This window comes from Cobetia sp. 1AS1, assembly GCF_029846435.1.
Classification (GTDB): domain Bacteria; phylum Pseudomonadota; class Gammaproteobacteria; order Pseudomonadales; family Halomonadaceae; genus Cobetia; species Cobetia amphilecti.
In genome coordinates this window covers 252,671-277,099 of sequence record NZ_JARWKU010000004.1, presented here as the reverse complement: position 1 = coordinate 277,099, position 24,429 = coordinate 252,671, and the positions used below count along the sequence as shown (strand labels likewise).

23 protein-coding genes are annotated in these 24,429 nt (G+C 63.7%); 12 read left to right on the top strand and 11 right to left on the bottom strand.

The window, feature by feature from the left end:
* Window positions 1–126 precede the first annotated feature (126 nt).
* Window positions 127–783, bottom strand: a complete 657-nt coding sequence (locus tag QD280_RS09850; protein WP_279839102.1) for an NAD(P)H-binding protein — start codon at window positions 781–783, stop codon at window positions 127–129.
* 47 nt (window positions 784–830) lie between these two features.
* A complete protein-coding gene (locus tag QD280_RS09845; protein ID WP_043331977.1) occupies window positions 831–2,558 on the bottom strand; it encodes a bifunctional protein-serine/threonine kinase/phosphatase in 1,728 nt (575 codons plus the stop codon).
* A 266-nt stretch (window positions 2,559–2,824) separates the two neighbouring features.
* Between QD280_RS09845 and ppa the strand changes: the two genes are divergently transcribed.
* Complete coding sequence (gene ppa / locus QD280_RS09840) at window positions 2,825–3,355, top strand: inorganic diphosphatase (protein ID WP_043331979.1); 531 nt, start codon at window positions 2,825–2,827, stop codon at window positions 3,353–3,355.
* Between the two features lie 134 nt (window positions 3,356–3,489).
* On the opposite strand, the gene QD280_RS09835 is transcribed toward ppa, so the two are convergent.
* The gene (locus QD280_RS09835) at window positions 3,490–4,593 is read right to left on the bottom strand and encodes a DUF2333 family protein (RefSeq protein ID WP_279839101.1); all 1,104 of its coding nucleotides are present in this window, start codon (window positions 4,591–4,593) and stop codon (window positions 3,490–3,492) included.
* Window positions 4,594–5,134: 541 nt separating this feature from the next.
* Here QD280_RS09835 and dsbD point away from each other — a divergent pair.
* The 8 genes from dsbD (at window position 5,135) to purH (ending at window position 14,044) form a co-directional block, all read left to right on the top strand.
* A complete protein-coding gene (dsbD, locus tag QD280_RS09830; protein WP_279839100.1) occupies window positions 5,135–7,168 on the top strand; it encodes a protein-disulfide reductase DsbD in 2,034 nt (677 codons plus the stop codon).
* A 256-nt stretch (window positions 7,169–7,424) separates the two neighbouring features.
* Entirely contained in the window at window positions 7,425–7,865 is a 441-nt protein-coding gene (aroQ, locus tag QD280_RS09825) for a type II 3-dehydroquinate dehydratase (protein WP_043331983.1), read from the top strand.
* 173 nt (window positions 7,866–8,038) lie between these two features.
* Window positions 8,039–8,512 carry an acetyl-CoA carboxylase biotin carboxyl carrier protein gene (gene accB / locus QD280_RS09820; protein WP_043331985.1) on the top strand — a complete coding sequence of 158 codons (474 nt, stop codon included), beginning with the start codon at window positions 8,039–8,041 and terminating at the stop codon, window positions 8,510–8,512.
* Window positions 8,513–8,531: 19 nt separating this feature from the next.
* A complete protein-coding gene (gene accC / locus QD280_RS09815) occupies window positions 8,532–9,872 on the top strand; it encodes an acetyl-CoA carboxylase biotin carboxylase subunit (RefSeq protein WP_043331987.1) in 1,341 nt (446 codons plus the stop codon).
* A gap of 123 nt (window positions 9,873–9,995) precedes the next feature.
* A complete protein-coding gene (gene prmA / locus QD280_RS09810; protein ID WP_279839098.1) occupies window positions 9,996–10,910 on the top strand; it encodes a 50S ribosomal protein L11 methyltransferase in 915 nt (304 codons plus the stop codon).
* A 166-nt stretch (window positions 10,911–11,076) separates the two neighbouring features.
* Window positions 11,077–12,111, top strand: a complete 1,035-nt coding sequence (gene dusB / locus QD280_RS09805; protein WP_215823965.1) for a tRNA dihydrouridine synthase DusB — start codon at window positions 11,077–11,079, stop codon at window positions 12,109–12,111.
* A gap of 47 nt (window positions 12,112–12,158) precedes the next feature.
* Window positions 12,159–12,404 (top strand): DNA-binding transcriptional regulator Fis, encoded by a 246-nt coding sequence (fis, locus tag QD280_RS09800; protein WP_225348107.1) that lies wholly within the window; start codon window positions 12,159–12,161, stop codon window positions 12,402–12,404.
* A 62-nt stretch (window positions 12,405–12,466) separates the two neighbouring features.
* Window positions 12,467–14,044: a bifunctional phosphoribosylaminoimidazolecarboxamide formyltransferase/IMP cyclohydrolase gene (gene purH / locus QD280_RS09795; protein WP_279839097.1), complete on the top strand. Its 1,578-nt coding sequence runs from the start codon at window positions 12,467–12,469 to the stop codon at window positions 14,042–14,044.
* Between the two features lie 110 nt (window positions 14,045–14,154).
* Here purH and QD280_RS09790 read toward each other — a convergent pair whose 3' ends face one another.
* Window positions 14,155–15,282 (bottom strand): amidohydrolase family protein, encoded by a 1,128-nt coding sequence (locus tag QD280_RS09790; RefSeq protein ID WP_279839096.1) that lies wholly within the window; start codon window positions 15,280–15,282, stop codon window positions 14,155–14,157.
* A 61-nt stretch (window positions 15,283–15,343) separates the two neighbouring features.
* Window positions 15,344–15,583 carry a DUF2061 domain-containing protein gene (locus QD280_RS09785; protein ID WP_192838391.1) on the bottom strand — a complete coding sequence of 80 codons (240 nt, stop codon included), beginning with the start codon at window positions 15,581–15,583 and terminating at the stop codon, window positions 15,344–15,346.
* Between the two features lie 289 nt (window positions 15,584–15,872).
* On the opposite strand from QD280_RS09785, the gene glsB reads away from it, so the two are divergent.
* Together glsB and QD280_RS09775 are read left to right on the top strand one after the other, a co-directional pair.
* A complete protein-coding gene (gene glsB, locus QD280_RS09780) occupies window positions 15,873–16,874 on the top strand; it encodes a glutaminase B (protein ID WP_279839094.1) in 1,002 nt (333 codons plus the stop codon).
* 455 nt (window positions 16,875–17,329) lie between these two features.
* Window positions 17,330–17,542 carry a hypothetical protein gene (locus QD280_RS09775; protein WP_279839093.1) on the top strand — a complete coding sequence of 71 codons (213 nt, stop codon included), beginning with the start codon at window positions 17,330–17,332 and terminating at the stop codon, window positions 17,540–17,542.
* 7 nt (window positions 17,543–17,549) lie between these two features.
* Here QD280_RS09775 and QD280_RS09770 read toward each other — a convergent pair whose 3' ends face one another.
* The 6 genes from QD280_RS09770 to QD280_RS09745 all read right to left on the bottom strand — a co-directional run bounded on the left by QD280_RS09770 (window position 17,550) and on the right by QD280_RS09745 (window position 23,083).
* The gene (locus QD280_RS09770) at window positions 17,550–19,007 is read right to left on the bottom strand and encodes an NAD-dependent succinate-semialdehyde dehydrogenase (protein WP_279839092.1); all 1,458 of its coding nucleotides are present in this window, start codon (window positions 19,005–19,007) and stop codon (window positions 17,550–17,552) included.
* Between the two features lie 98 nt (window positions 19,008–19,105).
* Window positions 19,106–19,450 carry a hypothetical protein gene (locus QD280_RS09765; RefSeq protein WP_192838389.1) on the bottom strand — a complete coding sequence of 115 codons (345 nt, stop codon included), beginning with the start codon at window positions 19,448–19,450 and terminating at the stop codon, window positions 19,106–19,108.
* 125 nt (window positions 19,451–19,575) lie between these two features.
* Window positions 19,576–19,980 (bottom strand): dihydroneopterin triphosphate 2'-epimerase, encoded by a 405-nt coding sequence (gene folX / locus QD280_RS09760; protein WP_043332416.1) that lies wholly within the window; start codon window positions 19,978–19,980, stop codon window positions 19,576–19,578.
* Between the two features lie 86 nt (window positions 19,981–20,066).
* Window positions 20,067–20,618 carry a GTP cyclohydrolase I FolE gene (folE, locus tag QD280_RS09755; protein WP_043332418.1) on the bottom strand — a complete coding sequence of 184 codons (552 nt, stop codon included), beginning with the start codon at window positions 20,616–20,618 and terminating at the stop codon, window positions 20,067–20,069.
* Window positions 20,619–20,933: 315 nt separating this feature from the next.
* Window positions 20,934–22,031, bottom strand: coding sequence for a serine/threonine protein kinase (locus QD280_RS09750; RefSeq protein ID WP_279839091.1), 1,098 nt, complete (start codon window positions 22,029–22,031; stop codon window positions 20,934–20,936).
* A gap of 182 nt (window positions 22,032–22,213) precedes the next feature.
* Window positions 22,214–23,083: a ComF family protein gene (locus QD280_RS09745; RefSeq protein WP_279839090.1), complete on the bottom strand. Its 870-nt coding sequence runs from the start codon at window positions 23,081–23,083 to the stop codon at window positions 22,214–22,216.
* Window positions 23,084–23,245: 162 nt separating this feature from the next.
* On the opposite strand from QD280_RS09745, the gene bioB reads away from it, so the two are divergent.
* A complete protein-coding gene (bioB, locus tag QD280_RS09740; RefSeq protein WP_192838386.1) occupies window positions 23,246–24,424 on the top strand; it encodes a biotin synthase BioB in 1,179 nt (392 codons plus the stop codon).
* Window positions 24,425–24,429 lie beyond the last annotated feature (5 nt).

Sequence of the window (24,429 nt, the reverse complement as noted above, 5' to 3'; positions counted from 1 at the left end):
CGGTCGCTGACAGTGCCGATAGCCGACTGTCCCGGTCGTTGACAGAGCTGGTAGTAGACAGTGAAGCGAGTGTAAAAAAAGCCCCGCACAGGCAACTGTGCGGGGCTTTTTGATGGCTGTCAGTTGTCATGCGGGGGTACGGGGGAACACCTCCTCCAGCCGGTACACCGCATGCGCCTGCTGCTGACGCTGGCTGACCTCGACCATACGTGCCGCCACCTGAGCGCCACGGATCGGTCGATAGCGCTGCAAGCCCGGCAAGCGGGTGAGCAACGGCAACAGATAGCGCGCCAGCGACTCGCCCAGGCGGAACTCGCTGCGCTCCCCCACCAGCAATGACGGCTGGAAGACACTGATACGCGCAAAGGGCAGCGCCTTGATGGCCACTTCCAGCTCGCCCTTCATCCTGAGATAGCCATTGCGGCTCGCGTGATTGGCGCCGCTGGAGGAGACCAGCAGGTAGTGCGTCACCCCCTGGGCGGCCGCCAGCCGGGCGGCGCTCAGTTGATGATCGATGTCGGCACGCCGCTGCGCCTCGAGCGACCCCGCCTGCTTGAGCGTGGTGCCCAGGCACGAGAACAGCAGGTCTGCCTGGAAACAATCGGCCCAGTCTTCCAGCCGAGCGAAGTCGACCACATGGTTCTCGACCTTGTCAGAGTCGCCAGGCGCCGGCCGGCGCGTCAGCGTGATGACTCGGGCGATGGCCTCGCAGGCGATGAGTTCAGCCACCACCTCGCGCCCGACCACGCCGGTCGCGCCGATCACGATCGCGGTCTGTCCCATACACCTCTTCCTCCCACCATGGCCTTGAGCGCCATCAGGCTCTGCGCTCACTTGAGCAGCCAGGACAGCACCAGCAGCAACAGCAGGATGCCGGCGACGCCCTGCCAGAAATTGGCCGGTTCACGTATCGCCTCCGAGGGCGTCAGCGCCTTGCCGGGGTCCTGCTGCGGCAGGCGCAGCGCGTAGAGCAGCTCAGACAGGCGGCGATAGCGCAGGGTGCGTTGCGGGTCCAAGGCGCGCCTGAGGGCATCGTCCAGTATCTGTGGCACCTGGGGATTGCGCATGCGGGCTGGCTGATACTCCAGCAGCTCGAGGTCGGTGTGGGTGCGCAGCTGCTCCATCGACTGGGCGTAGGGCTGCATGCCAGTCAGCAGCCAGTAGATCACCGAGGCCAGGCCGTATTGATCGCTGCGTCGACTGACATCGGCGCCAAGGGCATATTCCGGCGCGCTGTGCTCGGTCAGACCGACCTGACGCGCCAGCGGACCGGCGCTCTCATGGCCATCCCCTTCACGCAAATGGCAGGCGCCGAAATCGACCAGTACCACCTTGCCATGACGGTCGATCATCACGTTGTCGGGGTGAATCAGCTGGTGCAGTACCTCACGACGATTGAGGGCGTGCACGGCCTTGCCAAGCTGACGCGCGATATCGAGACGCTGCTCGAGATTGGCCTGCGGGTGCATGCGTGCCCATTCGGTCAGTGTCTGCGCCTCCAGATGCTCGAGCAGATAGTAGAGGTGATCACGCGGGCGTGACGGCTCCACCACCTTGACCACGAAGGGCGAGCTGACGCGGTCCACCACCCACTGCTGGAGCAGGAAGTGCTCGAGATAGGCATTCTTGAGCGACAGCTCCGGGCTGGGCGCCTTCATCACCATCACGCGTCGGCTCTTGAGGTCACGCACCTTGTAGACGCGTACCCGCGCACTGCGCGACATGACCTCCATCACTTCCAGGCCATCGATGCGGTCGCCCGGCTCCAGCTCACGCGGTACCGGCAGGTCGCCATAGACGCGCCCCGGCGTATCGTCAGAGGCAGTCGCCAGGCGATCGATGCGCACCAGCTGGAAGCAGAACTGGTCGGCCGTGTAGCCGCGCTCATCGGCGCGGTCCGCCGCGGCATGCGCCAGGCGCTCACTGGCGGCATCGAGATCCGAGACGTCATCGCGAATCAGTGACACGAAATCGGAAGGCAGCAGGGTGCCGCGCACCGCCTGGGTGGTGAACAGGAAGATATCGCCCTGCTTGAGCGGTAGCTCGATGTAGTCGATGTCGAGGCTGACATCCATGCCCAGCGCCCGCGACGGATATCGATAGCCGCCGAGATCGGTGACATGGTCACGCGAGATCTGCTCGAACTCGCCGCCACGCAGCCGGAAGACCACCGTGTCACCGGCATGGAACAGATGCGCCGACTGGCCCCGGAAGACGACGGCGGAAATCGAGGTCACGTAACTGCCGCCCCGCACGAAGCGGCTCTGGCTGTAACACCAGCTGTTCAGCGCCCGCAGCACGCGGGTCGCGGAATACTTGACGCTCCAGTTGTCGGGCGTGGCGAAGTAATCGGCCAGAAAGCCACGCACGGCAAGGTCACCGGCCTGCTTGGCAATCGCGTTCTTGCTGGTGGTGTCGGCGATCAGCGCACAGCCGCCCTTAGCCGCCAGCGGGCCGCGCTCCAGCGGTATCTCCAGCGACATCGAGCTGCGATGACGCTTGCGGTCGGGAGCCACGAAGGCCTGACCGTAACTGAGTGAAAGCTCTGCATCCGCCAAGGCGGTCTCCTTGCGTCTCGATCCTGCCGTTACGTTTCATGCATGCGGTGGTGGCGCAGCGCCAGCCCGACGCTGAAACACGCAATCGCCGCTGCGCCGCGCTGGACGGCCCCAAGTGTTACCCGAGTCAGCCTGCAGTGCCACCACTCGTTGGTGCAACGCAAGGCGATCGAGCGTGGCATAATGGCAAAACGGTCTGCCAGTTCGTATAATTCAGCGGAATTTTGACCCGCAGGCCTTCAACCCGCAAACCCAAGGACTCGACAATGAGTTTCGACAAGATCCCCGCTGGCAAGGAATTGCCGAACGACGTCTACGTAGCGATCGAGATTCCGGCCAATCACGCGCCGATCAAGTACGAGATCGACAAGGACATCGATGCGCTCATGGTGGATCGTTTCATGGCCACCCCGATGTTCTACCCGGCCAACTACGGCTACATCCCGAACACCCTGGCCGACGATGGCGATGCCCTCGACGCGCTGGTCGTGACCCCGTATCCGGTCGCACCGGGCAGCGTCATCCGTGCGCGTCCGGTCGGCGTGCTCAACATGAGCGACGAAGCCGGTGAAGACGCCAAGCTGGTCTGCGTCCCGCACCAGAAGCTGACCTCCCTGTACGACGACGTCCAGGAAGTCACTGATCTGCCGGAACTGCTGCGTCAGCAGATCGCGCACTTCTTCGAGAACTACAAGGATCTCGAGAAAGGCAAGTGGGTCAAGATCGATTCCTGGGACGGTGCTGATGCCGCCCGTGCCGCGATCGAGAAGGCAGCCGCTGCCTACCAGAAGGACTGAGTCCTTCTGAAGTGATGTGCGATTCAGGCATCACGATGCAAAAAAGCCCCCGTCATTGACGGGGGCTTTTTCGTTTCCGGCTCACGCCCGACACCGGTGAGGATAGTCCTCAGGCGGCCTCGGGCGTCACGGGATCAGCCCTTCTCGAGCAGGCTGCGCAGGTCACTGATCGCGGAGTTGGCTCGCGCGACGTAGTTGGCCATCACCAGTGAATGGTTGGCGAAGAAGCCGAAGCCGGAGCCATTGAGGATGATCGGGCTGCCGATATCGGTCTGGGTCGCTTCCAGCTCACGGATGATCTGGTCGATGGAGGTCAGCGCGTTCTTGTCTTCCAGCACGCCCTGGAAGTCATGACGCACTGCCTTGAGCAGATGGATCAGCGCCCAGGAGGTGCCGCGTGCCTGGTAGAAGACATCGTCGATCTCGAGCCACGGCGTCTTGATATCTTCTTCCGTCTGGGTGCTCTTGGCCGAGGTGGCGCTCTTGTCGCCGGCCAGGCTCAGGTTGAGCTGCGACTTGCCGACACTGGCCGACAGGCGCTGGGACAGGGAACCGAGGCGATTCTCGACATCGGACAGCCAGGCCACCAGGTTGTCGGCACGCGCGTAGAACTGGCCGTTGTTCTGGGTGTCATCGCTCAGACGCTTGAGGTAGTCGCCCAGCTCACGGTTGGCGTCGGCATATTCGTGCTCGGCTTCCGGCAGCATCCAGGCATTGGCATCGATGAACAGCAGGGATTCGGCCTTGCCCAGCGCCTTGTCATCGCTGGACTGGGACTGCGAGCGGCTGAATTCCTTGCGCAGCTCACGCGTCATGTCACGCACCTGTACCAGCACGCCATATTCCCAGTTGGGCATGTTGTCGAGCATCAGCCCCGGCGGCGCCACATCATTCTTGAGATAGCCACCCGGCTTGTGCAGCAGGGTATCGTTGAGTTCCATCAGGGTGGCGACGGTCGCGGTGCCTGTCGGCAGGGTCTCGAAAGCCGGTGCCGGCTCTTCGCCCTCGACCTTGGCCACCGGTGCGGCCAGACCATGCACGCGAGCCAGTTCGGTGCGCGTGGCCTGATCGATGTTGAACTCGTCCGGTTCACTGCTCCAGTAGATACCAAGGCCAACGCAGACCAGCAGGTAAATGACGAACAGCCCGATCAGTGGTTTCCAGATCCAGCCATACTGAGGCGTTTCCAGCACATCGCGATTGGCGCCGCGCTTGCTGCCTTTACCGAATAGGGCCATGCGTTCTTCCTTGTATGAAGCCTTGTAGAAAAAGCCGTGTGAGAGACGAGTCAGACCTGCCTGAACGGATGTGAGCCGCGCCGGTGCATCCAGCGCCGGTACTCATGACGTACGTCCTATCCTATCATGCGCCCCTGCACGTGCCAGTCGCACTCGGTGAAGTGCCGGTTCTGTGACAAGGTGCGATGCGCTCCGGATTGCGGGCTGGGTCACGGGCCTGGTCGTGGACCGAACCGCGGACCGAGCCGCGGGCTGAGTCGCGGTACGAGCCGAGGGCCAGACTGCCACCCGCGCAGGCGGATTCACCACTCGAGCCCGATACGTTCTCACACGCCCTCACACGAGCGGGATGTCTGCTACATGGTGGCACATTCATCCGCGTGCAAGTCGTGCGCGGCGATGATGGGCTGGCTCACGATCCAACGCTCGCCCCCGAGCAGGATGATGGCGGCGCGACACTGCAGTGCCTTGAGGCCTGCAGGATGTTCTTTCGGCACTGTATAAGGATGCTTTCGTGCTTCGTTCGTTCTTGAAAGTCAGCATGGCGCTGCCAACGGGCCGCGCACGCCCCTCCGCGTTATCACGCCTGCTGGGCCCTGAGTTGCTGGCAACCCTGCTGGCGGTCGCGCTGGTGGTCGCGCAGGCAATGACGGCGCTGCCCGCCAATGCCGGCCTGTTCAGCTCAGACTCAGGCTCAAGTTCAGGCTCAAGTTCAAACGCCGGCAGCGGCTCCAGCAGTGCGGCGTCCAGCCTGTTCGGCGGCGGCAATCAGGGCGATTTCCTGCCGGTCAGTGAAGCCTTCAAGCCGCGCAGCTGGCGCGAGGACGACACCCTGTATGTCGGCTTCACCAGTGCCGAAGGCTATTACCTCTACCGGCATCAGTTCAGCTTCGCGACCACCAGCGACCAGGTCGTGCTGGGCGACGCCGACCTGCCGCCGGGAGAGCTAAAGAACGATCCCTACATGGGCGAGGTGCATGTCTTCCACGATGCGGTGGTCATTCGCATCCCGCTGACCAGCGCCTCCTCGAGCAAGGCAGTGCATGAAGACACACCGGCCAGCGGCCCGGTCCCGCTCTCCATCACCTTCCAGGGCTGCGCCGATGCCGGGCTCTGCTATCCGCCGGAGACCGTCACTCTGCAGGCCGGTGAGCAGAGTGCCCCTGCCCCCTTCGCGCAGCTGATGCCGACCGCCAGCCAGTCGAGCGATACGACGGCGTCGACGGACAGTCGCACCACAACAGCCCCGATCAGCGGCACCGATGCCGGCTTCAGCGCACTGTTCGCGGATGCCAGCCTGCTGACGGCTCTGGGGCTGTTCTTCCTCGCCGGACTCGGCCTGACCTTCACGCCCTGCGTGCTGCCGATGATTCCGATCCTGAGCTCGATCATCGTCGGTCAGCGCCCCAGCCGCCCGCGCGCCTTGCTGCTGTCCACGAGCTACGCCCTGGGCATGGCCCTGACCTACGCCGCGGCCGGCACCTTGATGGGCCTGTTCGGCGCGGGGCTCAACCTGCAGGCACACCTGCAGGCGCCTGCCGTGTTGATCCCCTTCGCTGCGCTGTTCGTGCTGTTCGCGCTGGCCATGTTCGGCGCCTTCAATCTACGACTGCCCAGCGGCATGCACTCACGGCTCGACGCGCTGCAAGGGCGCCTGATGAACGCCGGCCCCTGCGGACTGGCGCTGGCGGGCGCGTTATCGGTACTCGTGGTATCGCCCTGCGTCTCGGCACCTCTGGCCGGTGCGCTGGTCTATCTCTCCGCCAGTGGCGATGCCCTGACCGGCGGGCTGGCACTCTTCGCGCTGGGACTGGGCATGGGCGTGCCGTTGATTCTGGTCGGCACCTTCGGCGCCAGCCTGCTGCCCAGGGCCGGCGGCTGGATGGAGGGCATCAAGCAGGCCTTCGGTATCCTGCTGCTGGGGGTGGCGCTGTGGCTGGTGGAGCGCTTGCTGCCGGCCTCACTGGCAGTGCTGGGCTGGGCCATTCTGGCCATCGGCACCGGCGTGGCGCTGGGGGCGCTCAGCACACAGACCCGAGGCTGGGCGCGTGCCCGTCAGGCACTGGGACTGGTCGCGCTGGGCTGGGGCATGATCAGCCTGCTGGGCGTGGCAGGCGGCGCAAGCGACCCGCTGCGCCCGCTGGCCCCCTTCACTGGCGGCACATCATCCGGGGGGGCTACCGAGACGTCACTGGACTTCACCACCGTCAGCGACATGAACGAGCTCGAGCGAGAACTGGCACTGGCCGCCAGCCGCGGCCAGCCGGTGTTCGTCGACTACTATGCCGACTGGTGCATCTCCTGCAAGGTGATGGAGCGCGAGGTCTTCCCAAGGGTCGCCAGCCAGTTGCGCCAGTTCCACCTGATTCGCGCCGACGTCACCAGTACCGGGGCCGCCACCCAGGCACTACTCAAGCAATTCGGCCTGTTCGGCCCCCCCAGCCTGCTGTTCTTCGCCGATGAACGCGAGCTCAAGGCGGCGCGCATCCAGGGGGAGGTCAACGCCAGTCAGCTCGGCCAGCACCTGACAGCGGTGCTGGATCAGCTGCGCGGCACCTCGCAGCGCGCGAACTGAGCGGCGTGTCTGCCACAGGCCCGGCGCAGCGCAGCTGCTGCCGAGATGCACGCGAGGACGAAGAATGCGGCAAAATCTTCGGTTCAGTGCCAAACTGGACAGCGTTCGAGAATTTCGGCAGAATCCGCGTCACTACGGCAACAGCCTACGCTCAATAGGTAAACGTCGTGGATAGTGACGGTATCTTTGCATTTTCTTCATGGGTTAACAGCTCAACGAGCCTGGTGCTCGAGCACGGCTGACACAAGGGACTTTCATGGCGCGCATCCTGGTACTCAACGGCCCCAATCTCAATCTGCTGGGGACCCGTGAACCCGAGGTGTATGGCACCACCACGCTGGAGGATATCCACCAGCGTCTGGTCCAGCGCGCCAGCGCGGCCGGCCATCAGCTGGACTGGCTGCAGTCCAATGCCGAGCATGTACTGATCGAGCGTATCCACCTTGCCCGTGAAGATGGCACCGCCATCATCCTGATCAATCCGGCGGCCTTTACCCATACCAGCGTTGCGCTGCGCGATGCGCTACTCGGCGTCGCACTCCCGTTCATCGAGCTGCACCTTTCCAACACCCATGCCCGCGAGCCGTTCCGCCACCATTCGTATCTTTCCGATGTGGCACGCGGCGTGATCATGGGCTTTGGCGCTCGAAGCTATGACATGGCGCTTGACGCCGCCCTGGACGATCTCGCGCAGTAAGGGCACGTCCGGAGCGGTGTTCACGCACCGCCATCAGGTCTCATCACTGCCTGATACCAGGATTCACCGGCCATCGCCATGGTCGGGACAGCCGTCGGGGCTGTCGCCCGCAGCCGCCGCTATCACGGCTGCACACCCCCATTTCCAGCCACATTTACATCGGGATTAATTTCATGGATATCCGCAAGGTCAAGAAGCTGATCGAGCTGCTCGAAGAGTCCAACATCAGCGAAATCGAGATCCAGGAAGGCGAAGAGTCCGTTCGCATCAGCCGCCATCCGCAGGGCTTCGCCCAGCAGCCGATGATGCAGGCCCCGATGATGATGCAGCAGCAGCCGATGCAGCAGGCCGCTCCGGCAGCCGCTGGCGCCGCTGAAGCACCGGCCGCTCCGGCAGCACCGGCTGCGCCGCAGGGTCACACCATCAATTCCCCGATGGTCGGCTCCTTCTACCGTTCTCCGGCGCCGGGCTCCAAGGCCTTCATCGAAGTCGGTCAGAGCGTCAAGAAAGGTGATACCGTCTGCATCGTCGAAGCCATGAAGATGATGAACCAGATCGAAGCCGACAAGGATGGCGTCGTCGAAGCCATTCTGATCGAAGACGGCGAGCCGGTTGAATTCGACCAGCCCATGATCGTCATTTCCTGATCCCAACGGACACGTCACCATGCTCGACAAGGTACTGATTGCCAACCGCGGCGAGATCGCCCTTCGCATCCTTCGCGCCTGCAAGGAACTGGGCATCAAGACGGTAGCGGTGCACTCCAAGGCCGACCGCGACCTGATGCACGTCCGCCTGGCGGATGAAGCTGTGTGCATCGGCCCGGCCTCCTCTGCCAAATCCTATCTCCACATCCCGGCGCTGATCGCAGCCGCCGAGGTGACGGACGCCGACGCCATCCACCCGGGCTACGGCTTCCTGTCGGAAAATGCCAACTTCGCCGAACAGGTCGAACGTTCCGGCTTCGCCTTCATCGGCCCGCGCGCTGACACCATCCGCATGATGGGTGACAAGGTCGCGGCTATCGAGGCGATGAAGCTGGCCGGCGTTCCGACCGTGCCGGGTTCCGACGGCCCGGTGCCGGAAGACGAAGACGAGATGTACGCCATCGCCGAGCGCATCGGCTATCCGGTGATCATCAAGGCCGCCGCTGGCGGTGGTGGTCGCGGCATGCGCGTGGTGCACTCCAAGGCCAGCCTGCTGTCCTCGGTGAGCATCACCCAGGGTGAAGCGGCCGCGGCCTTCGGCGACGGCACGGTGTACATGGAGAAATTCCTCCAGAACCCGCGTCACGTCGAAGTCCAGGTACTGGCCGATGGCCAGGGCAACGCCATCCATCTGTATGACCGCGACTGCTCCCTGCAGCGTCGTCACCAGAAGGTGCTGGAAGAAGCACCGGCGCCGCAGCTGGACGAAGAAGCGCGTGCCAAGGTACTCAAGTCGTGCACCGATGCCTGCATCGAGATCGGCTACCGTGGCGCCGGCACCTTCGAGTTCCTGTACGAGAACGGCGGCTTCTACTTCATCGAGATGAACACTCGTGTTCAGGTCGAGCACCCGGTGACCGAAATGGTCACTGGCATCGATATCGTCAAGGAACAGCTGCGCATCGCCTCCGGCCTGCCGCTGTCCGTGAAGCAGGAAGATATCGAGCTGCGCGGTCACGCCTTCGAGTGCCGCATCAATGCCGAGGATTCGCGCACCTTCATGCCGTCTCCGGGCAAGGTCGAGCTCTATCACGCGCCGGGCGGTCTGGGCGTGCGCATGGACTCGCACCTGTACTCCGGCTACACCGTTCCGCCGCACTACGACTCCCTGATCGGCAAGCTGATCACCTGGGGCGAGAGCCGCGAGATCGCACTGACGCGCATGCGCAATGCCCTCGACGAGCTGCTGGTGGAAGGTATCAAGACCAACACTGACCTGCAGAAGGATCTGGTGCGTGATGCCGGCTTCCAGGAAGGTGGCGTCAACATCCATTATCTGGAGAAGAAGCTGGGCCTGTAAGACGCCCCGCTTGAGATCGGTGACCTGGTTGCCGATAGACGCACGACAGAAGGGTGGCCTCGGCTGCCCTTCTGTCGTCTGTGCCCTCCTCCCCTTTCTTATCGCCCATCGACAGGAGTCACCATGTCCTGGCTGCAACTCAAGGCGCGTATCGCCCCCGACCACGCCGAGATTCTCGAGCATCTGCTGATGGAAGAAGGCGCCTGCGCCATCACGCTGCAGGATGCAGAAGACCAACCGCTGTTCGAACCTGACCTCGGCAGCACGCCGCTGTGGAGCGAGACTGTCCTCACTGGCCTGTGGGATGGCACCGAAGGCATCGAGGCCATGCGCGAGCGGGTCAAGGCCGGCTGGGCGGCGCTGATCCCCGATGAGCCCTGCCCGGAGATCGAGGTCGAGATCCTCGAGGACCGTGACTGGGCCCGTGAATGGATGGACGGTTTCGAGCCGCTCAGGATGGGCCAGCGCCTGTGGATCGTGCCCAGCTGGCACGATGCGCCGGAGCAGGACGCCGTCAACCTGATGCTCGACCCCGGCCTGGCCTTCGGCACCGGCACCCACCCGACCACCGCCCTGTGCCTGGAATGGCTCGATGGGCTGGCCGTCGATGGCAAGCTCGCCCAGCACAGCGTGCTCGACTTCGGTTGCGGCTCCGGCATTCTCGCCATCGCCGCGCTCAAGCTCGGCGCAGTGGATGCGCTGGGCACCGATATCGACCCGCAGGCGCTGCAGGCCTCGCGTGAGAACGCCCAGCGCAATGACGTCAGCGACCAGCTGACCCTGTGCTACCCGGACCGCCTGCCGGACGCGGGCTACCAGATCGTGGTCGCCAACATCCTGGCCGGCCCGCTGGTCGAGCTGGCCCCGCAGATCGCGGGCAGCGTCGCCCCGGGTGGCCTGCTGGCGCTCTCCGGCATTCTCACGCCCCAGGCGGGAGAGGTGCTCGACGCCTATCGTGAGGCCGGCCTGATCATGGAAGAGCCCACCGAGCGCGATGGCTGGGTACGCCTCAATGGTCAGCGTCCACTGATGGGCTGAGCCACGCCATGAGCGCCGCAGCCGCGCAGGGAGAACGCATCCGCGACGCATTGTGGATGAAATAGCCCTTCAAACCCTGCGGCGCTCTAGGTATCATGACGCCCCCGCGAATCCCTGACACGACAGCGGCTCGCGTGCCTGACACCACTCGCATGACACGAGACCCATGACCGATACCCCGCTTCCCGCCGACCTGCCCCGCATCGGCGTACATCAGCTTCCCAATCGCGTGATTCTGGCCCCGATGGCCGGTGTCACCGATCGCCCGTTCCGACAGCAATGTCGTGAGCTGGGCGCCGGGCTGGTGGTATCGGAGATGGTGACCAGTGACAAGCGGCTGTGGAATACCGTCAAGTCCCGCACGCGCATGAACCATGCCGGCGAGCCCGGCCCGCGTGCCGTGCAGATCGCCGGCGGTGATGCCGCCATGCTGGCCGAGGCCGCGGCGCTCAACGCCGAGATGGGCGCCGAGATCATCGACATCAACATGGGCTGCCCGGCCAAGAAGGTCTGCAACAAGGCCGCCGGCTCTGCCCTGATGCGCGACGAGAAGCTCGTCGGCGAGATTCTCGATGCCGTGGTGCGCGCCGTGGACGTGCCGGTCACGCTCAAGATGCGCACCGGCTGGTGCGAAGAAACGCGCAACGCCATCGCCATCGCGCGCATGGCCGAAAACGCCGGCATCCAGGCGCTGTCCGTGCATGGTCGCACTCGCCAGCAGAAATATACCGGTGAGGCCGAATACGACACCATCGCCGCCGTGAAGGCCGCGGTGTCGATTCCGGTCTTCGCCAATGGCGATATCGACAGCGGCGAGAAGGCGCGACATGTGCTTGACTATACGGGCGCCGACGCCGTGATGATCGGCCGTGCGGCCCAGGGCAATCCTTGGATCTTCCGCGAGATCAATCACTACCTGGCCACCGGCCAGGTAGCCTGTGGCCCGAGCGATGCGGAGCGCGCCCTCGTGATGCGCACCCACCTCGAGGCCCTGTACGAATTCTACGGTGACTACATGGGAACGCGCATCGCGCGCAAGCATGTGGGCTGGTATCTGGCGACGCGGGAGGATGGCAGTGAGCTCAAGCGCCACTTCAATCCCCTCGAGGAGCCGGAACAACAGCGCCAGTTCCTGACCCGCCTGTTCGGCGAGCCGGAAGGCATCGCCCGCACCGAGACGCAAGGAAGTCACGCAGCATGACCAGCAGGCACCCTCTTTCACCCGACGACGCAAGCCAGGCCACCCTGATGACGCCCGTGCGGCACCATCAGACCCTGCGCGAGGCCGTCGAGCACTCCATGGCGCGCTACTTCGCCCACCTGGATGGCGAGCAGGTCACTGACCTGCATGCCATGGTGATGGCCGAGGTCGAGGCGCCGCTGCTGGAGGCGGTGATGGCCCACGCGCAGGGCAACCAGACCCGCGCCGCCGACATGCTGGGCCTCAACCGAGGCACACTGCGCAAGAAGCTCAAGCAGTTTGATCTGATCTGACCCCGCCGGGGCACCTTGACAGGTGCCCCGGCGTCTTTTTGTTGATCCACGAGTGGAGCATCATGCAAGCCAAGCCCCAAGCCATCCGTCGCGCCCTCCTGAGTGTTTCCGACAAGACCGGAATCGTCGAATTCGCTCGTGCCCTGGACGCCCGCGGCGTCGCCCTGCTGTCCACTGGCGGTACCTTCCGCCTGCTCAAGGACAACGGCCTTGCCGTGACGGAAGTGTCCGAGCACACCGGTTTCCCGGAAATGATGGATGGCCGGGTCAAGACCCTGCACCCGAAGATCCACGGTGGCATTCTCGGCCGTCGCGGCCAGGATGATGCGGTGATGGCCGAGCACGGCATCGACCCCATCGACATGGTCATCGTCAATCTGTACCCGTTCGCCGCTACCGTGGCCAACCCGGATTGCTCGCTGGAAGACGCCATCGAGAACATCGATATCGGTGGCCCGACCATGGTGCGTTCCTGCGCCAAGAACCACGCCCACACCACCATCGTCGTCAACGCCTCGGATTATGACCGCGTGATCGCCGAGATGGATGCCAACGACAACGCCGTCAGCGATGGCGCGCGCTTCGACTTGGCCGTGGCCGCCTTCGAGCACACCGCCGCCTACGATGGCGCCATCGCCAACTGGCTGGGCCAGCGTGTCGAAGGCGGCAGCGAAGGCCTGCCGCGTCAGTACAACGTCAGCCTGAGCAAGAAGCAGGACATGCGTTACGGCGAGAACCCGCACCAGAAGGCGGCCTTCTACGTCGAGGATGGTGCCACCGAGGCCAGCGTCGCCACGGCGGTGCAGGTGCAGGGCAAGGCGTTGTCCTACAACAACGTCGCCGACACCGATGCCGCCTTCGAGTGCGTCAAGGCCTTCGACGAGACCGCCTGTGTCATCGTCAAGCACGCCAACCCGTGTGGCGTCGCCATCGGCGAGTCTGCCCTGGCCGCCTACGAGCGTGCCTTCCAGACCGACCCGACCAGCGCCTTCGGCGGCATCATCGCCTTCAACGTGCCGCTGGACGCCGAGACCGCGCAGGCGATCGTCTCGCGTCAGTTCGTCGAGGTGATCATCGCCCCGGGCATCAGCGAAGAGGCGGCGGCCATCGTCGCCACCAAGGCCAATGTGCGCCTGCTCGACGTCGCGGATGCCTGGGCGGCCGAACGTACCGGCGGTCACGACTTCAAGCGTGTCACCGGCGGTCTGCTGGTCCAGGACCGCGACCAGGGCATGGTCGGCCGTGATGAGTTCAAGGTCGTCACCGAGCGTGCGCCGAGTGAGCAGGAACTCAACGACCTGACCTTCGCCTGGAAAGTGGCCAAGTTCGTCAAGTCCAACGCCATCGTCTACATCAAGGATGGCCAGACCATCGGTGTGGGCGCCGGCCAGATGAGCCGTGTGTACTCCGCCAAGATCGCCGGCATCAAGGCCGCCGATGAAGGTCTGGAAGTGCCGGGCTCCGTGATGGCCTCCGATGCCTTCTTCCCGTTCCGCGACGGCATCGATGCCGCTGCGGCGGCCGGCATCACTGCCGTCATCCAGCCGGGTGGCTCCATGCGCGATCAGGAAGTCATCGATGCGGCCAACGAAGCCGGCATCGCCATGGTCTTCACCGGCATGCGTCACTTCCGTCACTGATCAGATAACGCTGACCTGCACGGGCGCCTAAGCTAGCGCCCACGCAAAAAGCCCCCGCCAGCGACATGCTGGCGGGGGCTTTTTTCATGTGCATCTGACAAGAAACGCGGTCATTCGACCGGCAGGTCGACCCAGCGCAGGAAGTTGTCGCGCGCGACATTGCGCGCTGCCGGTGGCGACAGCGCATCGAGGAAGGGCGTATAGCTGGCGAGGATATCGCCCACCGAGCCGAAGCGCCCGACCACGTCACTGCCGAGCACGAAGCGCTGTGGGAAGCGCTCGACCAGTGCCACCCAACGCGAGCGCGGCTGCCCTTCATCATCCAGCAGGTAGGGTTCCAGCACCGACCAGGACAGGTCGATATTCAGGTTGGGGTAGGTTTCCAGCATGCGCTCGATCTCGCCGTGCAGCCAGGTCATGCGCCCCAGACGGCGATTGAGCTCAGCACTGGTCCCGGCGTGTGCCCAGATGAAGGTCGTGTCCGGATTGTCGCGTACCGCACTCTCGAATTCCTCGAGATACAGGCCCTCATGCCCTTCCCGCTTGCTGGTGATGTTGGAATGCACCATCACCGGCAGCCCCTTCTCCGCCGCCAGCGCATAGACCTTCATCAAGGCCGGATGATTGGCGCGCGGCGTCTCGCCTTCGGTCAGACGCGTCAGGTCATCATGGCGCGTGAAGACCTCCCCGATGCCCTTCCAGAAGCCGGGATAGATCGCCATCAGCTGACGAATCTCGTCGGCAGCGTTCAGGTCGGTGGGATTGAAGCCGGTGATGAACGGCGAGAAACGCGCCTGTACCGGCTCGGGCGCGCGAGTCAGCGCCTCGGCCAGGATGTAATCGGTGCCGGAATACCAGTAGACCGGCGCATCATCGCCCATGTAGTAACGTGGCTTCTTGGGCGCGTCCTGCTGCCACTTCTTGGCAACGCCAATGCCCGTGACCAGGGCGTGATCGACCTGCGCCTCGTCCATGGCATCCAGCAAGGCCCCCAGACCATCACCCTGCTGGAAGAAGTCCACGAAGTGCAGATGGGCGTCGCTGTAGTGATAATCGCGTGTCTCGTCGGCGGCCACGGCCTCGAGGCCAGCCAGGCTGCCGGCAAGCCCCAGCAGCAACGCCAACGCCCCCTGGGCGAGAGGACGTTGGCGGGCGCGGGCAGGATGAGAGGGCTGGGCAGGACAAGAGGCCCTGGCAGGAAGAGAGGCACGGACGATGCGAGGGGCAAGCTTCAGCATGGGGAGCTCCGGGAAAAGGTCGCTCGATTCTGCGGCGCATCCCTGCCACGCGCAAGCAGCCTCAGCTCGCCAGCGCCGCCCCGCTCATGGCGTTTCGCGAATTCGCCTCGCTCTCAGCAGCCTGCTGGCGGCGCGCGGTGACACGGTTCCAGACCTTCTCGTGGAAGAAGAAGGCGACGGTGTTGACCGCCGGCTCGACGATGGCGACCAGGCCGCCGACCACGATATCGCCGGTCAGCAGGTAGGTGACGCCGAAGGCGATGGAGAAGTGCATGCTGGCAAAGGTCAATGTCTTGATCATGTTGGCTGCCCTCCGGGCGATCTACTCAGCGAGACGCTGAGCCTCAGCGCGACGCATGTCATGGGGTCAGGCAACTGCGTGCTGCCTTGATGAACCAATAATAACGATTCTCAACTGCATGTAGAAATCACTTTGCACTACCTGGCTGATAAGCGTCAACTATCACGCGATTGAGCCGACCTGATGGCACGCCCTGCCAGCGGCATCGAGCGCGCCAGCTGCGGTCATATCCGCTAGAATGCCCTGCCGGCCCCTCGCGCCACTCTCGACCTGATGCCCGATGGCGCCGTTGTCACGATGGCCCGGCCAGTTTCTCGCCCTTTCCCTCTACCGCTGCTTCAAGGTTGCCATGACGCCGCCACTCGACCCCGATGCTCTCCAGACACTGCTCGAACGCCTGTCCGATGATGCCAGCCGCTGCTTCAACGAGGGCAAGGTCGCGGACTATATCCCGGCCCTGGCGCAGGTCGACCCTGACCAGTTCGGCATCGCCGTCTGCCATGTGGATGGCCGTGTCCAGTACGCCGGCAGCGCGCATACCCGCTTCTCGATCCAGTCGATCTCCAAGGTGCATGCGCTGGTACTGGCGATGCAGCGCCTGGAGAGCGACGAGATCTGGTCGCGCGTCGGTCGTGAGCCTTCCGGCCAGGCGTTCAATTCGATCATGCAGCTGGAGGTCGAGAACGGCATTCCGCGCAATCCCTTCATCAATGCCGGTGCTTTACTGATCACCGACCTGCTGGTCTCGCGCATCGTCTCGATCCAGAACACCCTGCGTGAGCAGCTCAGGCGTCTGTCCGGCAGCGACGATATCGGCTTCGATGAAAAGGTCGCGCGCTCGGAAATGGACCACAAGGCACGCAATGCCTCGCTCGCCTACCTGATGCAGGCCTACGGCAATGTGCATTCCGATGTGGATGACCTGCTGGACACCTACTTCCACAGCTGCTCGGTGTCGATGAACTGCGTGGAACTGGCGCGCAGCTTCGCCTTCCTGGCCAATCGCGGCGTCAATCCGCTGGATGGCAAGGAAGTGGTCTCGCCGCTGGAGACACGCCAGCTCAATGCGTTGTTGCTGACCTGCGGGCTTTACGACGCGGCAGGCGACTTCGCCTGGCGAGTGGGACTGCCGGGCAAGAGTGGCGTCGGCGGTGGCATCATCGCCATCCTGCCGGGACAGATGAGCATCTGCGTCTGGTCACCACGCCTGGACGGCTACGGCAACTCGATTGCCGGGCGGCATGCACTGGAAGGCCTGGTGGCGGGCATGGGGCTTTCGCCACTGGGGTGAGACCTGCGAGCCGAGAAGTGAGGACTGAAATGGGAGGGGTGAGAAGTCAGCGTTGAGGCATGAGGATTGCGGCACGAGAGCCAAGATCCGAACCCGAGATCAGAGATCAGAGATCCGGCAATAAAAAAGGGCGAGTCGCGTCCGCCACGCCACTCGCCCTGTCTTCAATCCTTGAAGACTATCACCACAGGTCCCGCTCTTTGACTGTAGCGTAAATAAGCATATGCACAAGTAAGAGAATGCCGACAAAGCACACCTGTCTTTGGCCCTGATCTGCGCTAAAAGACCGCGATATACCGCTTTGGTCTGACACGTGCAGCGCCATCGATCCTCGAGACACTCCATCTCTACGACCAATGACTCATGCGCCTCTTGTCGCGAGCTTGCCCGCCTCTCGCGCATGCCGCTCTCTCATCAGAAGCAAAAAGATCGCTCTCATCAGCAGCGAAAATTCCATGGCCAAGTTGCAGGCACACTCGGCGCAGACAGGTGGGATAAATGCATGGCATGAAAAAGCCCGCCCGGGAAACCGGGCGGGCTTTTTGCCAGCTGATGGCGTGTCCGATCATTACCTTGAGCGCTGGCCATCAATCAGCGATGCAAAGTTCCAGGAGACAAAGCTCAAGGATGCAAGACTCAAGCAAAGATCGACAGCGCAGACCCACTGACGATGGATCAGCCAAGTGAAAGGCACAGATACTTGGTTTCCATGTATTCCTCGAGGCCATACTTGGAGCCTTCACGGCCCAGCCCCGATGCCTTGGTGCCACCAAAGGGCGCCGCGGCGTTGGAGATCAGCCCGGTATTGATACCGACCATGCCGTAGTCCAGGCCTTCCGAGACGCGCCAGACACGCTTGAGGTCGCTGCTGTAGAAGTAACTGGCCAGGCCGAACTCGGTGTCGTTGGCCATCTCGATCGCCTCTTCCTCGCTCTCGAAGGGGAAGATCGCCGCCAGCGGACCGAAGGTTTCCTCACGGGCGACCTTCATCTCCGGCGTCACCTGCGAGATCAGGGTCGGCGTGAAGAAGCTGCCCCCCAGCGGATGCGGATGGCCGCCCAGCAGCAGTTCTGCGCCCTTGTCGAGGGCATCCTGCACGTGCTCGGTGACCTTCTCGACGGCGTCGTCATCGATCAACGGACCGACCTTGACGCCCTCTTCCAGGCCATTGCCCACGGTCAGCTCGGCGTTCATGGCGGCGGCCAGCTTCTCGCTGAAGGCATTGACCACGCTGGACTGCACCAGGAAGCGATTGGTGCAGACGCAGGTCTGACCGGCATTGCGGAACTTGGCTGCCATCGCGCCTTCCACCGCCGCATCGAGATCGGCGTCTTCGAACACCAGGAAGGGCGCATTGCCGCCAAGCTCCAGCGAGATCTTCTGGATGTGCTGCGCGGCATTTGCCATCAGGCCACGCCCGACTTCCGTGGAGCCGGTGAAGGTCACCTTGCGCACGATGCTGGAATCGGTCATCGCCTTGGCGATGTCCTTGGCCGAGCCCGGCACGACGTTGAAGACGCCGCGTGGCACCCCAGCGCGTTCCGCCAGCACCGCCAGCGCCAGCGCCGAGAACGGCGTCTGGCTGGCCGGCTTGACCACGATCGGACAGCCCGCGGCCAGCGCGGCGCCCGCCTTGCGGGTGATCATCGAGGCCGGGAAGTTCCACGGCGTGATCGCCCCCACTACTCCGACCGGCTGCTTGAGCACCAGGATACGTTGATCGCGCTTGGCGGCCGGAATGGTGTCGCCATACACGCGCTGACCTTCTTCGGCGAACCAGCGCAGGAAGCTGGCCGCGTACTGGATTTCACCGGCGGCTTCGGCGAGGGGCTTGCCCTGCTCCAGCGTCATGATCTGCGCCAGATCATCCTTGTGCTCCAGCATCAAGGCGTACCACTTCATCAGGATGTCAGCGCGCTCCAGCGCCGGCGTCTCCTTCCAGTCCGCGAAGGAGTGCTGCGCCGCCTCGATGGCACGTTCGGTCTCGGCGTAACCCAGCCGAGGCACGCGGCCGATGATCTCGCCGGTGGCAGGATTGTCGACCTCGATCTGCTCGCCGGAATCCGCGGCTACCCAGCCACCGTCGATATAGGCAAATGGACGAAACAGACTGGTATCGTTGAGATGTTCCATGAAGACTCCCGAGGCGTGCTTGTGGGTCAAGGCAGTGATTCCCGGCTACCCGAGACTACTCAAGACTAACCTGATATAGCCTAGATGCGGGCGTGGCGCTAGATCCACAACCCTGCCAGTACTAGTACCACGATGGCCAGCCCGGCGAGCCACCAGCGCTTGCGCGTTGCCGGCCTGGCGGCGTCATCCGTAGGCCCGGGCGCCTCGCCGGCCTCGCTCTCGGGCGGCATCGAGACGACTCGCCGCGCCTTCTGCTGCTTGATTCGCGCATTGAAGACCTGCACTGCACGCCCGTCGCGAAGCTCGAAGTCCACCGCCAGCCCCGGCCCCGGCAAGCCACGCCCACGCCAGCCGACCAGATCGAAGGCGTGCTCACCGCCCTTCTCGTCCCGAATGGTGCCCTGCTGTTCTGCATCATCGAAATGGATGATTTCCCCGATCACATCATGTCTCCCGACTCTTCAGGCTTCTGCGCCTGATCTTCTCGACATCTGAGCTTCTCGATATCTGATCTTCTCGACATCTGAGCTTCTCGACACCTGAGCTTCTCAACGCCTGCACGGGCCGACTAGTCATGTGCTTCGCGACTGTCCGACAGGGTGATAGACACCGAGTCAGAGAAGCGCAAGGCATGCGGCTTGTCGATCTCGACCTGCGCTGTCAGCACCTGTTCGTGCGCCATCACGATATCCAGCACCTCACGGGTCATGCGTTCGAGCAGCGCGAAGCGCCCTTCCTCGACATGACGGATCAACTGCTTGGTGATGGTGCGGTAATTGAGCGCTTCACTGATGTGATTGAACTGCACGGCGCGTGCCGCGCGATAGCGGATCACCACATTGATCACGACATCCTGGCGGTTCTGGATCTCGTCTTCATTGATCCCGATATAGGTTCTCAGGCGCAGATTCTTGATGCGAATGGTGGCGAGATCGTGATCGAGATGTTCATCGTGCAAGGCATGCATCGGCATCGGCAGGGACTCCTGATCAAGGGAAACGCGCGAGATGACTCCCAGACAAGAACGCCGCCTCGAAAGGCGGCGTCTTCACTCTGCTGTCAGCTGATCAACGTCAGGAATTCCTGACGGGTCGGCTGATTGTCGCGGAAGGCGCCCAGCATCACGGACGTCTTCATGCTGGAATTCTGCTTTTCCACCCCACGCATCATCATGCACATGTGACGCGCTTCGACCACGACGGCCACACCACGTGCACCGGTGACCTGCTGAACGGCCTCTGCGATCTGCTTGGTGAGGTTTTCCTGGATCTGCATGCGACGCGAATACATGTCGACGATACGCGCGAACTTGGACAGACCGAGCACCTTGCCAGACGGCAGATAGGCGATGTGGCACTTGCCGATGAACGGCAGCAGGTGATGCTCGCACATCGAGTAAAGCTCGATGTCCTTGACCAGTACCATCTCGTCCGTATCGGAGGTGAAGACAGCGCCGTTGACGATCTCCTCCAACGACTGTTGATAGCCATGAGTCAGGTACTGCATGGCCTTGGCCGCGCGCTTGGGCGTATCCAGCAGGCCCTCACGCTCTGGATCCTCACCCAACGCGGTGATGATCTGGCGGTAGTGGTTGGCAATCTCTTCGGTCATCCGTCTGCCTATGGTATCGGTCAGGGGCGCGCACTAGCGCACGCATAGCAGGGGTAAAGCACAAAAGTCATACACAAGCGATCAGATGGCAAGAAATCGTATAACTTCGTGTTCAATGTCAGGGCCAGATTCTACCTCAGGCATGCCGTCAACGCAGGTCTGTTCACGCGATTGTCGTATCCATGCAACACATGCGCCCCCATCGGTAACCGATGGGGGCGCATGAAGGGGCGGTGTCACTCACTTCGCCAAAGGGGCTCAGGCCTCGCGACGACCTTCAGGTCATGTCACGACTGCCAGGCCATGTCGCGATCGCTAGGCCAGCCAACGCGGCGCAGACAGCGCGACGCGCTGCTGTTCCAGGCTGCGAATGTGGTCGTCCCAGTAGCCCAGGCTCGCCACATGCGAGAAGGCCTGCGGGAAGGCGGGATCCGACCAGCGCCGCACCACCCAGGCACTGTGACGCACCATGCGCAGTGTGCGCAGGGTCTCGATCCACTTGAGCTCGCTGCGATTGAACTCACAATGCTGCTCGTAGCCCTCCAGCACCTCGGACAGCTGCATGTGCAGCTCCGGGTCGCTCTGACCGGTCAACAGCATCCACAGGTCCTGCACCGCCGGGGCGCTCAGGCAGTCATCGAAGTCGACCAGCGCGAAGCTGTCATCACGCCCCAGCATGTTGCCGATGTGGCAGTCGCCGTGGGTACGGATCAAGGCGCTTTCCGGCCAGCTCTGCTCCGCGACCAACGGACGCAGTGCCTCGATGACGCGCTGGTAGCTGTCGCGCTGGCGCTCACTCAGCCAGTCGGAGGCCAGTACGCTGGCGCAGCTCTCTTCGAGAATCCGCAGCGGCGAGAGCGTCTCCCGCTCGCGAAACGCGCTCTTGCGCCCCACCGCGTGCACGCGACCGATCAGCTCACCCAGCTGATAGAGGTGCTCGGCAGATTCAAGCTCCGGCGCGCGCCCCACCACATGCGGGAAGAGAGCGAAGTCGAAGCCTTCGAATCGATGCAGCGTCTCGCCGGCCTCGTTCGCCCACGCGGGGGCGCCCGGAACACCGGCCTCATCCAGCTCGGCCAGGAAGGCGTGCTCCTCGAGAATCTGGGCACGGCTCCAGCGCTCGGGGCGATAGAACTTGGCCACCCAGCGGCGCCGGTCATCATCGGCGAGATGGTAGACACGATTCTCGTAACTGTTCAGCGCGAACGGCTCGCCGGGCAACCAGAAGCCCAGCGATTCGACAGCGGCCACGACACGGTCCGGCGCGAGAGCATCGAAGGGATGAAAACGCGTGTCTCCATGGCCCTGTGGCGCGGATGTCGTCGACCAGGTGTTGCCATTGGAGCGCGCATCCAACTCGCGCGAGGTGCCGGAAGATTGCGAGTCATCGGGGGAAACAGGATCAATAGGCATGGCAATTCCTCGGGCATGGACCAGCAAACGGCTGCCGGACCTTGCATGCTATGAGATTAGACCCTCTGCACGCCAGTCTTCTCCCTGATCGACCCCGCCTGCCCGCTGAGTTCAACGCCCGTTTCGAGGCTCAGCCCCGGCGGCATGTGTCTGGCAGCTCTACTTCGTGTCGCATTTGCGGGTCACAGCGCCCCGCGTAAGGCCAGGGGAGTCCGCGCCAGCACGCAGGCATCGACCTCACGGGCACCGGCTCGCAGGCAGGCCTGAGCAAGACTGTCGAGCGTCGCACCACTGGTCATGACGTCATCGATCAGCAGCACGTGCTCGGGCAAGAGGCCGTCGATGTCATAACGCCCACGCTGGGCCTTCAGACGCCCGCGCCTATCCCGCAGGCGCTGATCCGGCGCTGCCCTGGCCACCGCGACTGACGCTTCGTGCGGCATGCGCCTGTCGCGCACCCGCGCCATATCCCGCGGATGGCCAGCAATGACGGGGCCCAACCCGCGACACAGTTCCGCCAGCGCATCATGGCCGCGCTGGCGACGACGATAGGCATCTGCCGGTACCAGCATCACTGCGCCGTGAGGGTGCGTCTGGCGCCACTCGCGACAGAAGTGCGCGAGCTCCCGCTGCATGAGTTGACGCAACAGTCGCCCGGCGCGGCGCTGATGCTGGTCCTTGTAGCGCTGGAACAGCCCCGCCAGCAACCCTTCATAACGCAGCGGCGCAAAGCAGCGTGCAAAGGCAGGCGGTGAGGACAGGCACCGCGCACAGGCCTGCTGACTCAAGGCCAGTGAGGCGACAGGCTCAGCACAACGCGGACAGGCATGCTGATTGCGCGCGATTCTCGCCTCGCAGGCGTCGCACCACTCGCGGCGCGATGACAGCTCTCGCTCATGACGCGAGCGAGTCGCTAGAGAGGAAAATGAATGGGGAGGTGAAACTGAAGCGCTCTGCCGTTCGGTCGCGCCGGGCATGGCTGTCGTCAGCTGACGCTGACAGAAGGCGCAGGGTCGCGACAGCTGCCAGTGGTCAACCAGCAGAGTTCTCATCGTTGACAGCGCCCGCGGAAACTCTATCATCTCAGTTAACCTGACCTTATTCGATGCGTTGACTGGCCACTTGCCAGCTCGGCTGCCGACTCCCGGACTCACCCACGGATGAACGGCTCAGCGCGCTCTCGCTCTGCCCGCCTGATGAAGGACCTCAAGCTCATGACCGTAGAAGCCTCCCGCGTGACCACACAAGCCACGAATATCCCTGCGCCTGCCGATGACAGCGTGGTACGCCATGACTGGAGCGTCGCGGAAATCGAGGCGCTGTTCGCCCTGCCCTTCAATGACCTGCTGTTCCGTGCCCAGCAGGTGCACCGCCAGCACTTCGATCCGAATGCGGTACAGGTCTCCACCCTGCTGTCGATCAAGACCGGCGCCTGCCCGGAAGACTGCAAGTACTGCCCGCAGTCCGGCCACTACAACACCGGCCTTGGCAAGGAAAAGCTGATGGAGATCGAGAAGGTGGTCGAGCAGGCACGTGCCGCCAAGGACGCCGGCGCCAGCCGCTTCTGCATGGGCGCGGCCTGGAAGAGCCCGCGTGAGCGCGACCTCGAAGTGGTCACCGAGATGGTGCGTCAGGTGAAGTCGCTGGGACTCGAGACCTGCATGACGCTGGGCATGGTCGATACCGATCAGGCCAGAAAGCTCGCGGATGCCGGCCTCGACTACTACAACCACAATCTGGACACCTCACCGGAGTACTACGGCGAGATCATCACCACGCGCAGCTACAGCGAGCGCCTGGACACCCTGGCCAGCGTGCGCGAAGCCGGCATGAAGGTGTGCTCCGGCGGCATCCTCGGCATGGGCGAGACCACCACCGACCGTGCCGGCCTGCTGCGTCAGCTGGCCAATCTGGAGCCGCAGCCGGAATCGGTGCCGATCAACATGCTGGTCAAGGTGGCGGGCACGCCGCTGGAGAATGTCGATGACCTCGATCCCATCGAGTTCATCCGCGCCATCGCCGTGGCGCGCATCATGATGCCGAAGAGCCACGTGCGCCTGTCCGCCGGCCGCGAGCAGATGGACGACTCCACCCAGGCACTGGCCTTCCTCGCCGGCGCCAACTCCATCTTCTATGGCGAGCGCCTGCTGACCACCAGCAACCCGCAGGCCAACCGTGACCGCGAGCTGTTCGAGCGCCTCGGCCTGCACCCGGAGACCCGCCAGGAAGTCGCCAGCGACGAAGTGCGCGAAGCCGCCCTGAAGGCCGCCATGGAAGAACAGGCACGCGCTAATGTCGAGGGCAGCCTGTTCTATGACGCCACGCGCGAGGCGACGCCCGCCAGCAGCGAAGGCCAGATGCGCGAACGCAAGCCCTGCGGCCTGGTGGTCTGATCGCT